This is a genomic window from Acinetobacter portensis, assembly GCF_023158935.1.
In the GTDB taxonomy this organism is placed as follows: domain Bacteria; phylum Pseudomonadota; class Gammaproteobacteria; order Pseudomonadales; family Moraxellaceae; genus Acinetobacter; species Acinetobacter faecalis.
This window is the reverse complement of the sequence record NZ_CP096120.1, coordinates 1,909,847-1,923,731: the sequence shown is the minus strand read 5'-3', so window position 1 is coordinate 1,923,731 and position 13,885 is coordinate 1,909,847. Positions and strand designations below refer to the sequence as shown.

The window sequence follows — 13,885 nt, the reverse complement described above, 5'->3', positions numbered from 1 at the left end:
TAAAAAAGACCGCAATTAGCGGTCTTTTTTATTTAAAAGTCTTTAAGCAAATTTTGCCAAAACTTCTAAGAATTCTGCACTTTGGCGAGGGTATTCAGCAATAATGTCATGAATACGCTGGCCTTCAGGATTCGTAGCATTTACGTCACGACCATCTGCAACAAATTGAGTTAATAGGCGAGTGTAGTCAAATGGACGCATATGCTTGAATGCATGATATAACACGTGAAAATCAGCATTTACACCTTCAGGAGGAAGCTGAGTTAAATAGGCAAATACACGCTCATCTGACCATTCTTCATTAAACGTTGCTGGTTGAGACAATGCCATTACTAGCTCCTTGAAATCTTTTAAACAATAAAAAAGGGCAAAATATTTTCCGATAGTGGAATTTATTATTTCCTGAACTATCTCATATTTTGCCCTGATTCAATTTGCTTGACTAATCAAAAATAAAATTAACGCTCTTCAGGTAAATTGATATTCATTTCAAGCATTTCAATATTTGCTTCAGAACGCACAGACATTTGAATGTGTTGTTCATCTACACCACGTACATAGCGGTTAACCACTTGCATGATTTCTTTTTTCATTTGATCAATTTTGTCTTGGCTTAAACGTTTTCCAAGACCTTGTTCAGATGCAACGATAACTTTTAAACGATCTTTCGCCAATTGAGCGCTAGATGGTTTTTCTTCGCTACTAAATAACTTACTCCAGAATCCAGCCATCTTATGCTCCAAATAAACGTGCTAACCAACCTTTAGGCTTAACCGTAATGTGACGGTAAGGGCGATCTTCACCAAGGAAGCGTGCAACTAAATCATCGTAAGCTTGCCCAGCAGCATCTTCTGTAAATAAGATTACAGGCTTACCTTCGTTAGATGCTTGTAAGACACTTTTACACTCAGGAATTACACCAAGTGTTGGAATACGTAAAATATCTTTAGAGATATCGTCAATTGTTAACATTTCTTGCTTGTCTGCACGTTCAGGATTGAAACGTGTAATACATAAATGTTTACGAATACGCCCTTCGTTTTGTTCTACTTTCTTGGTTTTGCTATCAAGCATACCAATAATACGATCTGAGTCGCGAACAGACGAAATTTCTGGATTCGTTACAATAATTGCTTCATCTGCATGATACATCGCTAAGATTGCACCACGTTCAATACCTGCCGGTGAATCACAAATAATGTAGTCAAATTCTTGTGAAAGTTCATCCATTACACGTGCAACGCCTTCATCTGTTAAGGCATCTTTATCACGTGTTTGTGACGCGGGTAAAATAAATAGATTCTCGAGGTCTTTATCTTTAATAAGCGCTTGTTGTAGGCGAGCTTCGTTATTTAATACGTTTACGAAATCGTAAACTACACGACGTTCACACCCCATAATTAAATCTAGGTTACGTAAACCTACGTCAAAATCGATAACAACTGTTTTGTGGCCACGTTGAGCTAAGCCTGTTGCAAATGATGCGCTAGTTGTAGTTTTACCTACGCCACCTTTGCCTGATGTTACGACAACAATTTTCGCCACCGAATCCACTCCTGTAATGGTTTCAAATTCCCCTATTGTTTGGGGCTTTTTGGTGTTTATTTATACATTAAAATTGCAAGGCGTCAAATACGAGCTCTTGATTATCATTTAAATATATATGAACTGCTTTTTTTAGCACATGTTGTGGAATGTCGTCTGCAACACAATATGTTCCTGCAATAGAGACTAGTTCAGCTTCTAGTGAGTGACAAAAAATACGCGCTGCATGGTTTCCACCTGCACCTGCGATAACTCTACCACGGACGCTACCATAAATATGTACATTTCCTGAAGCAATTACTTCAGAACCGCTATTAATGCCACTATTTAGAATGATATCACCATCATTTTGTACAAGGCTTTGACCTGTACGTAAAATTTCATCATGGTATGACGTTATATGCTTAACAGTCGGTAGTATTGCAACTTCTTGAACTTGATCGGGTGGAGTATCTACTTTTACTTCAACTACTTGTTCTTTTGTTGCTTTAACTTGTTGCATTTGGCGGTCTGGCGGAATAACAGGGAACTGAATTGCACGAGCTTGTTCTGCTAAAGGACCTTCTGTTACAGCCATTGGTTGTAAATCTAGGTCTATTAATAATTGAATAAGCGCAATGAGTTCTTGGTCAACTGAGCTTTCAATAACAGCCAGAGTACCTTGAGGTGCTGTTTTTTCAAGCATTGGAGATAGTTGCTTGCGGATAGCATCATGATCATTGGTGTCTAGGCTAATGCGAATTGCATTGACCATTCTGCCTTTTATCCGTATTTCAGCCATATTTTTTCCTTAAATCTTCTGACCTTTATTTGGGGGCGAAGCACATTTGTTTGTGGAGCAAATGCTAGAACAATTTTAATGATTTCTCTAGCACGGTTTTCATTTTTTTCACATTTGATCAATTTTTATTTGTTTTACTTTCTTCAAGTATTTGTTGCCATTGCTTCACTTTAACTTGTTGTTGAATGGCTTCCAAACTTTCAAATACGGCAGATTCTACAAGCTGTTCAATATGCGTATTATTTTCAAATGGTATCTTACTAATGCGTTCAGAGATATATTTATAACTGGTTAATTCACTATTTGCTTGATTCGTTGCAAAAGGATCAATTAAACCTTGTGTAATATTTTCACCTAAGCGCTGTCCAATACTTTGAATTTGTTGCTCAATTCGACCACCAACAATTGGAATAAGACGAAGTAATTGAGTGAGTTCAGGTGTATCTTCAATCGCTTTATTTACAATTAAACCGACATCTTTGGCAATAAGTTGACGATGTTGCTGTAATTCTTTGCCTAAAGAATCTTGAAGAATATCTGCCAAAGCAACAGCAAACAACTCTCTATGATGATTGACCACATTTTCAATGAGTTTCTTATGTGTTGTGCTTGTGGTCAGTTCGGTTTTAATGCCGTTCAAAACAGTTAAAACGATACGACTAGAAAGCTCTTCCATCACTAAATTGTAATAAAAGTAAATTTGTTTATACCAACTTGCAGGGAAAATTTTATAACCATGATCATGTAATTGATAGGCGATAACACCTGCACGTAATAAACGTAAAAAACGTAATTGCGGTAAAATAGCTAAAATTTCATACCAATGCACAAACGGGAAGAAGAACCAACGTTGATGCTGTTTTAAAACAATAGCAATAAACCAACGAACAAAAAGTTCAATAATTAGAAAGCTAACAAACCAACCTTCTGTAACAACAACCCAAGGTCGAAGTTCACTTTTATAAAACTGTAGAACATCGGGTAATTGAATGATTTTAAATAACCATTCACCAAAATCACTCATTAAAATTGCATTTGCAGATAAGCAGAAGAGGTTAATAATGATGAGAAACATCATAAATACGTCATAAGCTAACGCAACTTTCCAGCCCCATGAACCTTGTCTTACAAAATTAAAAGTTGGTTTAATTTGCTTTTTATTCGCATTGATGCTCATTTTTTTTAAAACTACTCCGCAGATGCAATATTTTGTTTCATTTTTTCAATGAGTTGGTCTTTTTCCGCCCATAAGTCATCAACCCATTTTTGAAAACGATCTCGATATTCTAGATCATCTTCATAATCTCCGCCATGAACCCATTCAGGGATATCAATTTTACGTAAATTTACCGCAATTTTTGGCACATCTCCTAACCAAAATTCGCCATAACCTGGTGCACCATTTGGGTAAATAATGGTCATATCAACAAGGGCATCTACATCTTTACCTAAAATATTTAAAGCTAATGCTAAACCACCAGCTTTAGGCTTGAGTAAATGCTTATATGGAGATTTTTGTTGCGCATGTTTTTCTGGCGTATAGCGCGTACCTTCCAAATAATTGAGTAAAGTAAAAGGTTGGCTGAGAAGTTGCTCACAAGATTTTCGAGCTTCTTCAATATCTCTGTATTTGAGTTCAGGATTCTTTGCAATTTGTTCTTTTGAATGACGTTTCATCATTGGGAAGCCTAAAATTTTGAAGGCTTGACCAACAAATGGAATGAAAATAAGTTCCCATTTTGTGAAGAAACGAGTCAAAGGCATACGTGTTAAACCAAAATATTGATTGACCGTTGTATCGACCCAACTTTGATGATTACATGTCATTAAATAACGACCTTGCATGTTTAAATCTAAGTTGTCGTCTACAGAAATATCCCATTCTGTATTGGGTAATACGTGGTCAATTAACCAGTTATTTACAGTTAACCAGCTATTGGTAATTTGAATATTTGTTTCATCAACTTTACGTGATTTTTTAAATAATTTTGTAAGTCCTAAAGCAAGAACAGGTGGACCATGGAAGAATGTGCTTCCCGTAACAACCGTACAGACTGTAAGACCAGTTGTAATTTTTTTTAATAAAGGTTGTTTTTGCGATGATGCAGACATATCTCATCCTTAGGATAAAACCATTTTTGCGCAGTGTTTAGACTAAATATAAAGCGAGTTGACCATATAGAAAAGCTTTAATGTTCAACTATGTAGGAAATATGGTGAACTTAGTCAAATAATTCAAATAAATATTACAAATTGTAATCAAACCACTTATTATTAACAAAAAATCAATGGTCTAACTACAAAAATTATTCCATTATTTTTGACGACAACAAAACATTAACATAGGAGTCATGCAAATGCGTGCACTAGCAATTTCAGCAGTAGTTGGGGCAATGGTTCTTTCTGGTTGCCAAACAACAGGTAATAACATCGGTGGTGTGGAATATGATAAAGCTGCGATTGGTGCTGTAGTTGGCGCTTTAGCGGGTTATGGTGTTTCTAAAGGTAATGCAAATACTTCTAGCCAAAACAACCGTGCTGCAGCAATTGGTGCAGTTCTAGGTGGTGTTGGTGGTGCGTATCTTGATAACAAAGAGAAAAAATTACGTGCAGCGACTGCAGGTTCAGGTATTGATGTAAGCCGTAATCCAGATGGTTCTGTTGGCCTAATTATGCCGGGCAACATTACATTTGATACAAACAAATCTGCAATCAAACCAAACTTCTATTCAACTTTAAACAAAGTTGCTCAAGTTTTGGCTGAAGATAACAAGAGCGCGATTCTTGTAACTGGTTACACAGATAACACTGGTAACGATTCAATCAACATTCCATTGTCTCAAGATCGTGCACAAGCTGTTGCTAGCTACATCTCTTCACAAGGTGTTTCTACAACTCGTATTAATGCACAAGGTCAAGGCGCTGCTAACCCAATCGCTGACAACTCTACTCCTGCAGGCCGTGAACAAAACCGCCGTGTAGAAATTAGTGTTTATGCAACTCAATAATTTTTATTGAGTCAAAAGAAAACCACCTTCGGGTGGTTTTTTTATTGAACAAGAAATAAAAAATAAATCGTTCAATTTTTTCAATATGAAAGTTGAGGGGAGATGTCTATAATCGACATCGAATATAAAAGAGGAAAAACTATGTCGTCGCTGGCAGGTCAATTGAATGACAAGCAACTTGAAGCCATGAAATACACTCAAGGACCCTTGTTAGTACTTGCAGGGGCGGGTTCAGGTAAAACATCTGTAATTACACGTAAAATTGCATACTTAGTTAAACATTGTGGTATTCCATCGCATCGCATTACAGCCATGACGTTTACCAATAAAGCTGCACGTGAAATGAAAGAGCGTGTAACAAAGTTGATGACACGTGAAGAGGCGAAAGGTTTATCTGTTTCGACATTCCATAACTTTGGTTTGAATTTACTCAGATTAGAACTCAAAAATACACCGCTTAAAAATAACTTTTCTATTTTAGATGCAGATGATTGCAAACGTATTTTGATGGATTTAATGCATCGCGATAATTTGTCGGGTGCGGAAAGTAAAGAACTTATTGCGAAAGCAATGAAAATGATTTCAGATTGGAAAAATGATCTTATTCCGCCCGAGCAAGCTCATACGACATGTGAAACTCAGGAAGATGTTCAGTTTGCACATTTGTATCAACTTTATGAACGTAACTTACGTGCTTATAACGCAGTCGATTTTGATGACTTAATTGTTATGCCTGCACGTTTATTACAAGAAAATGCTGAAGTTCGAGATAAATGGCAAAATCGTGTTCGTTATCTTTTGGTCGATGAGTATCAAGATACTAACACTGCCCAATATATTTTGGTGAAATTGCTTGTTGGGGTAATGGGGCAATTTACTGCCGTAGGTGATGATGATCAATCTATTTACGCATGGCGTGGTGCAAAGCCTGAAAATATGGCTTTGTTGCAGACCGATTTTCCCAATTTAAAAGTTGTTAAATTAGAACAAAACTATCGTTCAACCAGTCGTATTTTAAGAGCAGCGAATACGGTTATTGGAAATAATCCGCATTTATTTGACAAAAAATTATGGTCAGATAAAGGTCATGGTGAGGTTATTCGTGTTATTACTTGTCGTAATGATGACGATGAAGCAGAACGTGTAGTAAAAGACCTAATTACGCATAAATTGATGAATGGTAAAAGCTGGAAAGATTATGCGATTTTGTATCGTGGGAATTTCCAAGCACGTGTTCTAGAAACACAACTTCGTCAAATGCAAATTCCCTATAAGCTTTCAGGTGGTCAGTCATTCTTTGGACGTGCCGAAATTAAAGACCTTATGAGTTATTTACGACTCATTATTAACCCTGAAGATGACAGTGCATTCTTACGTATTATTAATACGCCAAAACGTGCGATTGGACCTGTAACACTTGAAAAGTTAGGTCTATTTGCACAAGAAAGTAATTTATCTTTACTGGCAGCTGCAGGCGATCAACGCTTAACCATGGCAATTCCGAAAAAAGCCACCACACAGCTTGCAGAGTTTGCAGACTTTATTAATACCTTTACCCGTAACCTAATTGAAGACGATGAACCTGTACCCATTATTCGCCAAATGATGCTAGAAGCAGGGTACATTGACTACGTTAAAGAAACTGCGGCAACACCAGCACAAGAAAAAACTAAGCTCGATAATATTGAAGTTTTATATAGCAGTATTCAAAGCTTAATTAACCGTGCTGAAGATGTTGATGAAAAAAATATTGAAAGTGTAATTCGTAAAATGGTGTTGCTAGATATGTTAGAGCAACAGCAGGAAGAAGAAGACACAGACAAAGTAAACTTATTGACGCTACATGCTTCGAAAGGTCTAGAGTTTCCGTATGTGTATTTAATTGGTTTGGAAGAAGAAATTCTGCCGCATAAAAACTCAATTGCTGCCGATACTATTGAAGAAGAACGCCGTTTAATGTACGTAGGGATTACTCGTGCTCGTCAGGGTTTAACCATTACTTTGGCAGAACAGCGTAAAGCTGGCGGTCAAATGAAACAAATGACGCCAAGTCGTTTCTTAGATGAATTACCGCAAGATGAGCTAGATTGGTTAGGTCGTAAGAAAAAACTTGCAGGTGATATAGATCCTAAGTTACAAGCTCAACAGTATTTAGAAAATTTACGTTCACTGATTAAACGTTAATAAATTAATTGAATAGGAAAGAAAACATGAAAGTTCAAGTTAAAGTGCTCGACAAACGTCTTGGTGGCGAATGGCCAATGCCAACATATGCAACAGCAGGTTCTGCAGGTTTAGATTTACGTGCATGTGTAGATGAAGCAACAATTATTGAACCAGGTCAAACTGTTTTGGTTAAAACAGGTCTTTCTATTTATATTGAAGATACAAACTTTGCAGGTTTAATTTTACCGCGCTCAGGTTTAGGTCATAAGCACGGTATTGTTTTAGGTAACCTTGTTGGTTTAATCGATTCAGATTACCAAGGTGAGCTCATGGTTTCTGTTTGGAACCGTAGCCAAACTGCATTCACTTTAGAGCCAGGTGAGCGTTTAGCTCAGTATGTGCTTGTGCCTGTAGTTCAAGCACAATTCGATTTAGTTGAAGAGTTTGTTGCAACTGAACGTGGTGCAGGTGGCTTTGGTCATACAGGTAAAAACTAATTTTATTTGAAGACTAAAAAAGCGATAAAAAGTTATTTTTATCGCTTTTGCTTTAAATGTAACAAAAAGTGTATTAAAAATTACAGATAACTGAGAAAATAACAATTGTAGCGGTCTACAATCAAATTCTAGTTTGAACTTTCTTCATTTAAAATTAATCAAAAATTATTGCCTATGAACCTAGCTCAGCAAATTTTTCCTATTCAGGTTTTCCGTGCTTACGATATTCGTGGCAAGGTCAGCATTTTGACGCCTGAATTTATATATGCTGTAGCAAATGGACTAGCAGAACTATTTTTAGAACGAGGCGAAAGTAATATTGTTTTGGGTTACGATGCACGAATTACAAGTGCTGAATATGCTGGAATTATACAACAAGCATGTATTGAAAAAGGTTTAAACGTCACGCTATTAGGAAGATGTTCAAGCCCGCAAATGTATTTTAGCGCACGTGAAAATGGCGGTAATGGCATTATGGTTACCGCGAGCCATAATGAAAAATGTGATAACGGCATTAAGTGGATGCTTCAGGGTTTTCCTCCAACACCTGAAATGATTCAAGTTGTTGCTCAAAAATCTCAACAGTATTTTCCATCTACACATTACAAATTGTATAAAAAGCTAGAAGCTGAGCATATTCCTCAATTTTGCCAAGCTTACCAATCACATTTAATTTCTGATATTCAATTAAAACGAAAATTTAAAGTCGCAATAGATGGTTTAAATGGCTCGGCAGGCGAATGCGCGGTTCATATATTAGAAAAATTAGGTTGTGAAGTGATTGCTTTACGCTGTGACGCAAATGGTGAGTTTCCAGATCATGCACCCGATCCATCTAAAGAGCAGAATCTTGAAAAATTAAAATGTGCTGTTCAACAGCATGAAGCAGATATTGGCATTGCTTTAGATGGTGATGGCGATCGTTTAGTGATTTTAGATGAAAAAGCTAAGCTAATTTCAGCAGACCAATTACTGTCTTTATTTAGTGAAATTTGTTTAAAAACACATCCGAATAGTGAAATTGTTTTTGATGTAAAATGTTCGACTATGGTTCGTAATACTGTACGTCATTTAGGTGGTAAGCCTAAAATGATTCGTACAGGCAGTACTTTCTTAAGAACATATTTGGCACAATCGAGTGGTCAGGCTGTTTTTGGTGGTGAATATGCAGGTCATTATGTTTTCAATGATGGGCGCGGGCTTGGTTATGATGATGGCTTATATGCAGCACTCAGAATTTTAGAATATTTAAGCGAATCGGCCAGTAAAACAGTGTCGGCTTTATTTGAAAAGTATCCTAAAAGAGCAAGTACTGAAGATACATATATTCATATTAATGACGTCGATACGGCTCAAGTACTTCAATATTTTGAACAGTTATGTCTGAATGTTGACGCAGAATTAAGTAAAATTGATGGGATTCGACTTGATTTTGAGGACGGATTTGGCATTATTCGAGCATCAAATACGGGAGAGTATTTTACCGTACGTTTTGATGCCGATAATTCGACACGTTTAAATGAAATTCGAAATACATTTGTTACTATGTTAAGTGGTCGATATCCGAATATCGCACAAGACATTTTAGATGCTCAATAAGGAGAGGCGAATGCCACATCAGCAAACTGGCATCGACAAAGCACAAATTTTGACAGAAGCTTTGCCGTATATTCAACGTTTTGCGGGTAAAACCCTAGTTGTGAAATATGGCGGCAACGCAATGACCGATCCTGAGCTAGAAAGTTCGTTTGCTCGTGATATCGTATTGCTTAAAACAGTGGGTTTAAACCCAATTGTTGTTCATGGTGGTGGTCCACAAGTCGATTCATTTTTGAAGCAGCTTGGGCGTGAATCTGACCGTATTGATGGCATGCGCGTAACTGATCCTGCAACTATGGAAGTTGTTGAGATGGTATTGGGCGGCAGCGTGAACAAATCTATTGTGAATTTGATTAATAAACACGGTGGTCGTGCAATTGGCTTAACAGGTAAAGACGGCAATTTAATTCGTGCGCAAAAACTGTTAATGCAAAAAACAGCTGAAGATGGTTCTGTTCAAGAAATTGACTTAGGTTTAGTAGGCGAAGTGGTTGGTGTAAAAACTGACGTACTTGAAATGTTTACAGATAGCGACTTTATTCCTGTTATTGCACCACTTGGTGTAGATGATGAAGGGAATACTTACAACATTAATGCTGACTTGGTTGCAGGTAAAGTTGCTGAAGCATTAGGCGCAGAGAAACTTGTTTTACTCACTAATATTAAAGGTGTATTAGACGAAAATAAAAACCTTTTAACGGGTTTAACAACGCAAGAAGTTGATCGTTTAATTGAAACAGGCGTAATTTATGGAGGGATGATTCCTAAAGTAGGTTGTGCATTAGATGCAGTTAAAGGCGGTGTTGTAAGTGCGCATATTGTTGATGGTCGCGTGCCACATGCAACATTGTTAGAAATTTTTACAGATCACGGTGTTGGAACATTAATTACCAATAGAGCGAAGTGATAAATTTAGTTTGAATAAAAAAGAGCCTTTAAAGGCTCTTTTTTTAGTTTATTTCTTTTTAATTTTAAAGATGTCGAATTAAATAAATTGGACTAAATTCAAAAGATACAGCAAATATTCTAAAAAGAAGACCTTATTTGGCAATGTGATTTGCAAAACGAAGCATGAGTCATGCAAAATATCTAACTATATAAAATAGATTTATTTGAAAGAAAAATTATGTGTCAGTTACTCGGAATGAATTGTGCAACACCTACGGATATTACATTTTCATTTCGTGGTTTTTCGCAACGTGCAGGAATTACTTCTGACCATTGCGATGGTTTTGGCATTGCGTTTTTTGAAGATAAAGCATGCCGTTTATTTGTAGATAATCAATCTGCCGTGGAATCTCCAATTGCAGAACTCATTCGAAATTATCCAATTAAATCACGCAATGTAATTGCGCATATTCGTAAAGCCACGCAAGGAAAAATCACCTTAGAAAATTCACATCCTTTTGTACGTGAGTTGTGGGGACGTCAGTGGATTTTTGCGCATAATGGCGATTTACATGGTTTTGAACCAACGCTATCGGGGCGTTTTACACCAATTGGCAATACAGATAGTGAACTATCATTTTGCTATTTGCTCGATCAATTAGTACAAAAATTTGGATATGAAGAGCCTTCATTAGATCAAATTTTTGATTTGTTATTGGAAGTTTCACCAAAAATTGCTGAGCATGGCACTTTTAATTTCTGTCTTTCAAATGGAAAGGCACTATTTAGTTATGCGGTAACAAAATTGCATTGGTTGGTGCGAGAGTATCCATTTCAGCCTGCACAGCTTGTTGATCTTGATGTTGAAGTCGATTTTAGTCAGCACACAACACCAGAAGATCGTGTTGCTGTAATTACGACTGAACCACTTACACAGAATGAAAAATGGATAGTATATAAGCCTGGTGAAATGATTTTATTTCAGCATGGTCAACCTATTCGCAAAGAGTCGACTTATATTGAACGCTTAGAACGTGAGCGTTTAAATCCTGAATTAAAGCGTATCACCAAGGCAGATCAATATTAAACCTGTGAAAATAGATTATTGATGTATTTAACAGTCTATTTATTTTTTGTAAAATGCATCTAATTTATTAAAATGTTTAAAATCAATAGATTGGTTAATTAATAACTGATTCTTTTAGTATGGTTTAATGTTTAAATAAATATAAAACAATGACTTATTGTTTTTTTGATTAAAAACTAGATAAGTAGAGTAATTTAGTTGATTTTTATTTCATCAAAATGTGGCTACTATGCTTTGTAAGTGTTTAGTAACTTAAGATCAACAGGTGATCGCATGAAGATGAAATGGATTCCAGAATATAATACTGGTATCGATGTGATAGACGATCAACATAAACGAATTCTTGATTATATCAATGAAATTGTAGAGATTTCGGATCACACAGATAAAGATCGAATTAAACAGATTTTAGACAATATTATTGACTATACACAGTCACATTTTACGTTTGAAGAATCACTGCAAGAAGAAGCAGATTATAAATACCGTGTACCTCATAAACGTGTACATGATTTATTTATTAAAAAGATTGAATCTTATCGTGATAGATTCCAAATGGGGCATTCTATTGAAGCTGAGCTTCATGAAGTGTTGTCAAAATGGTTGATTAATCATATTCAGCACGATGATGCTGATTATGTAGGCGCTGTAAAAGAAAATATGATGGGCATTATTAAAGAAAAAGAGCAGAAAAGAGGTAAAAACTGGTTCGCTCGCTTTTTTTCATAATTGGGAATAAACGAAACAATAATAATTACATGCATGTTTTAATATTCAGCGCAGCAAATTATCTTTCGAGATAGTTTGCTTTTTCTTTTTATAGGGTTTTGATTTTCCGCGATGAGCAGGGCAAAATAGCCGTAGATTTTTATTAGGAAAGCATCATGCAAGATAATGCTATAGCAAGATGGATCTCGCCGCTGATGGCGTTTTGTCTATCATTTATTATTATTGCAACACTCGCACCCGTAACAGGTATTTTAGTTGAGCGTCAAATTGACTTTTGGCTACTTTGGCTTGGTACTATGGTGATTTTAGCTTTACCTATTTGCTATTTAGAAATAGCTTTGGCGAAACGTTCAAAAACCACCGCTTTAGAGGCATTATCTAGCTTAACTCGTGATGCAGATGCTTCACAAAGATGGCGCTTAGTTGGTTGGTTAGCTGTTGTTTTCATTCCTTTTCTTGCGGGTGGAATGTTATCTAATGCAAGTCAGTTATTAAGCACATACACATCTACGGGTCTTCAAACGAATTTATTGTTTGCTGGACTTGCGATCGCTGCGTTTGCTATATCGTGTGTTTCACGCCAAATTATTGTTGTTTTAACTGCTATTGCCGTTATTGCATCAATTATTTTAGCTAATACAGCAGGTTCTACATTACCTGAGTGGACAATCACTCCATTAATGTTTGGCGAATGGGCGAATGCAACAATTCTTGCTTTAGTCGCAAGTGGTTTGGGCATGGGGATTTACTGGCAAAGTAGTTTAGCTGTTGTTAAGACAGAAGATGTTGCAACAAAAACAGCTTTACCTATTTGGATTGCACAATTACTTGCCGTTGTCGCATTCGGATTTTTTACAGCTAAGGCACAAATTCCTGCATTCGCACTTATATTTGCTGTGGTGACTTCTGCTGCGCTTGTTTTGCAACTTGCACGTGAACAGTTAGCTCAACGTAAAATCAATATTGCAATTCAATGGTTAATTTTAGCTGTTACAACATTATTGTGGGCTATTCCATCCATTGCACCTATTTTTAATGTGGTGCTTATTCTTTGGGGTTTAGCAATTTGCTTTATTTATGCAATTTTTGTAGGTTGGATAATGAAAATTAGCCACTTACGTAAAGCATTAAATTTTAAAAGTGAGGCGATTTACAATATTTGGCGTATTGCAGTTCGTATTGTTTTACCACTTTCTATTATTGTTGCGCTTATATCGTACTTTGGGCAAATTTTATAATGTCGCAGAATCAAGATATTTGGGTCGCATATGTAGCCCAAGATCAACAATTTCATATACGTGTAGATTATGTTGAAGGTATGACAGCATTAGATGCCATTGAAAAAAGTGGTATTCGTCAAAAAGTTGAACTACCTGAAAACTTACAATTAGGGATTTTTGGCGTGCGCTTAAAAGATTTATCTCAACCGATTGAAATAGGGGATCGCGTAGAGATTTATAGGGCGCTTACAATTAATCCTAAAGATATCCGAAGAAAGCGTGCAGAAAACAATCCAACAAGTCGTTATTGTCGAAGTAATCGTTTTAAACAAGTGAAATCATAAAAAAAACCCCTCATTGAGGGG

15 protein-coding genes are annotated in these 13,885 nt (G+C 36.3%); 9 read left to right on the top strand and 6 right to left on the bottom strand.

All coding sequences use genetic code 11. The features are described 5' to 3' along the window. Positions 1–42 precede the first annotated feature (42 nt). The 6 genes from MZO21_RS09655 to MZO21_RS09630 all read right to left on the bottom strand — a co-directional run bounded on the left by MZO21_RS09655 (position 43) and on the right by MZO21_RS09630 (position 4,438). Positions 43–330 (bottom strand): PA4642 family protein, encoded by a 288-nt coding sequence (locus MZO21_RS09655; RefSeq protein ID WP_154772379.1) that lies wholly within the window; start codon positions 328–330, stop codon positions 43–45. A gap of 128 nt (positions 331–458) precedes the next feature. After that, a complete protein-coding gene (gene minE, locus MZO21_RS09650; protein ID WP_154772380.1) occupies positions 459–731 on the bottom strand; it encodes a cell division topological specificity factor MinE in 273 nt (90 codons plus the stop codon). A 1-nt stretch (position 732) separates the two neighbouring features. After that, on the bottom strand, positions 733–1,545 hold the full coding sequence (gene minD / locus MZO21_RS09645) for a septum site-determining protein MinD (protein ID WP_171501238.1): 813 nt from the start codon (positions 1,543–1,545) through the stop codon (positions 733–735). Positions 1,546–1,612: 67 nt separating this feature from the next. Further along, the gene (gene minC, locus MZO21_RS09640) at positions 1,613–2,326 is read right to left on the bottom strand and encodes a septum site-determining protein MinC (protein ID WP_154772381.1); all 714 of its coding nucleotides are present in this window, start codon (positions 2,324–2,326) and stop codon (positions 1,613–1,615) included. Positions 2,327–2,444: 118 nt separating this feature from the next. Continuing rightward, complete coding sequence (locus MZO21_RS09635; protein WP_154772382.1) at positions 2,445–3,503, bottom strand: preprotein translocase subunit SecA; 1,059 nt, start codon at positions 3,501–3,503, stop codon at positions 2,445–2,447. Between the two features lie 11 nt (positions 3,504–3,514). After that, positions 3,515–4,438 (bottom strand): acyltransferase, encoded by a 924-nt coding sequence (locus tag MZO21_RS09630; RefSeq protein ID WP_154772383.1) that lies wholly within the window; start codon positions 4,436–4,438, stop codon positions 3,515–3,517. A gap of 245 nt (positions 4,439–4,683) precedes the next feature. On the opposite strand from MZO21_RS09630, the gene MZO21_RS09625 reads away from it, so the two are divergent. The 9 genes from MZO21_RS09625 to MZO21_RS09585 all read left to right on the top strand — a co-directional run bounded on the left by MZO21_RS09625 (position 4,684) and on the right by MZO21_RS09585 (position 13,864). After that, positions 4,684–5,334: an OmpA family protein gene (locus MZO21_RS09625; protein ID WP_248103102.1), complete on the top strand. Its 651-nt coding sequence runs from the start codon at positions 4,684–4,686 to the stop codon at positions 5,332–5,334. A gap of 141 nt (positions 5,335–5,475) precedes the next feature. Continuing rightward, on the top strand, positions 5,476–7,518 hold the full coding sequence (locus MZO21_RS09620) for a UvrD-helicase domain-containing protein (protein ID WP_154772385.1): 2,043 nt from the start codon (positions 5,476–5,478) through the stop codon (positions 7,516–7,518). Between the two features lie 26 nt (positions 7,519–7,544). After that, positions 7,545–7,997, top strand: a complete 453-nt coding sequence (gene dut, locus MZO21_RS09615) for a dUTP diphosphatase (RefSeq protein ID WP_154772386.1) — start codon at positions 7,545–7,547, stop codon at positions 7,995–7,997. Positions 7,998–8,171: 174 nt separating this feature from the next. Then, entirely contained in the window at positions 8,172–9,596 is a 1,425-nt protein-coding gene (locus MZO21_RS09610; protein ID WP_154772387.1) for a phosphomannomutase/phosphoglucomutase, read from the top strand. Positions 9,597–9,606: 10 nt separating this feature from the next. Further along, complete coding sequence (gene argB / locus MZO21_RS09605; RefSeq protein ID WP_154772388.1) at positions 9,607–10,503, top strand: acetylglutamate kinase; 897 nt, start codon at positions 9,607–9,609, stop codon at positions 10,501–10,503. Positions 10,504–10,722: 219 nt separating this feature from the next. Continuing rightward, the gene (locus MZO21_RS09600; protein WP_154772389.1) at positions 10,723–11,571 is read left to right on the top strand and encodes a class II glutamine amidotransferase; all 849 of its coding nucleotides are present in this window, start codon (positions 10,723–10,725) and stop codon (positions 11,569–11,571) included. Between the two features lie 273 nt (positions 11,572–11,844). Beyond that, on the top strand, positions 11,845–12,300 hold the full coding sequence (locus MZO21_RS09595; RefSeq protein ID WP_154772390.1) for a bacteriohemerythrin: 456 nt from the start codon (positions 11,845–11,847) through the stop codon (positions 12,298–12,300). 155 nt (positions 12,301–12,455) lie between these two features. Then, positions 12,456–13,538: a hypothetical protein gene (locus MZO21_RS09590; protein ID WP_248103105.1), complete on the top strand. Its 1,083-nt coding sequence runs from the start codon at positions 12,456–12,458 to the stop codon at positions 13,536–13,538. Continuing rightward, positions 13,538–13,864 carry an RnfH family protein gene (locus MZO21_RS09585; protein ID WP_154772392.1) on the top strand — a complete coding sequence of 109 codons (327 nt, stop codon included), beginning with the start codon at positions 13,538–13,540 and terminating at the stop codon, positions 13,862–13,864. Before MZO21_RS09590 ends, MZO21_RS09585 begins: the two co-directional genes overlap by 1 nt. Positions 13,865–13,885 lie beyond the last annotated feature (21 nt).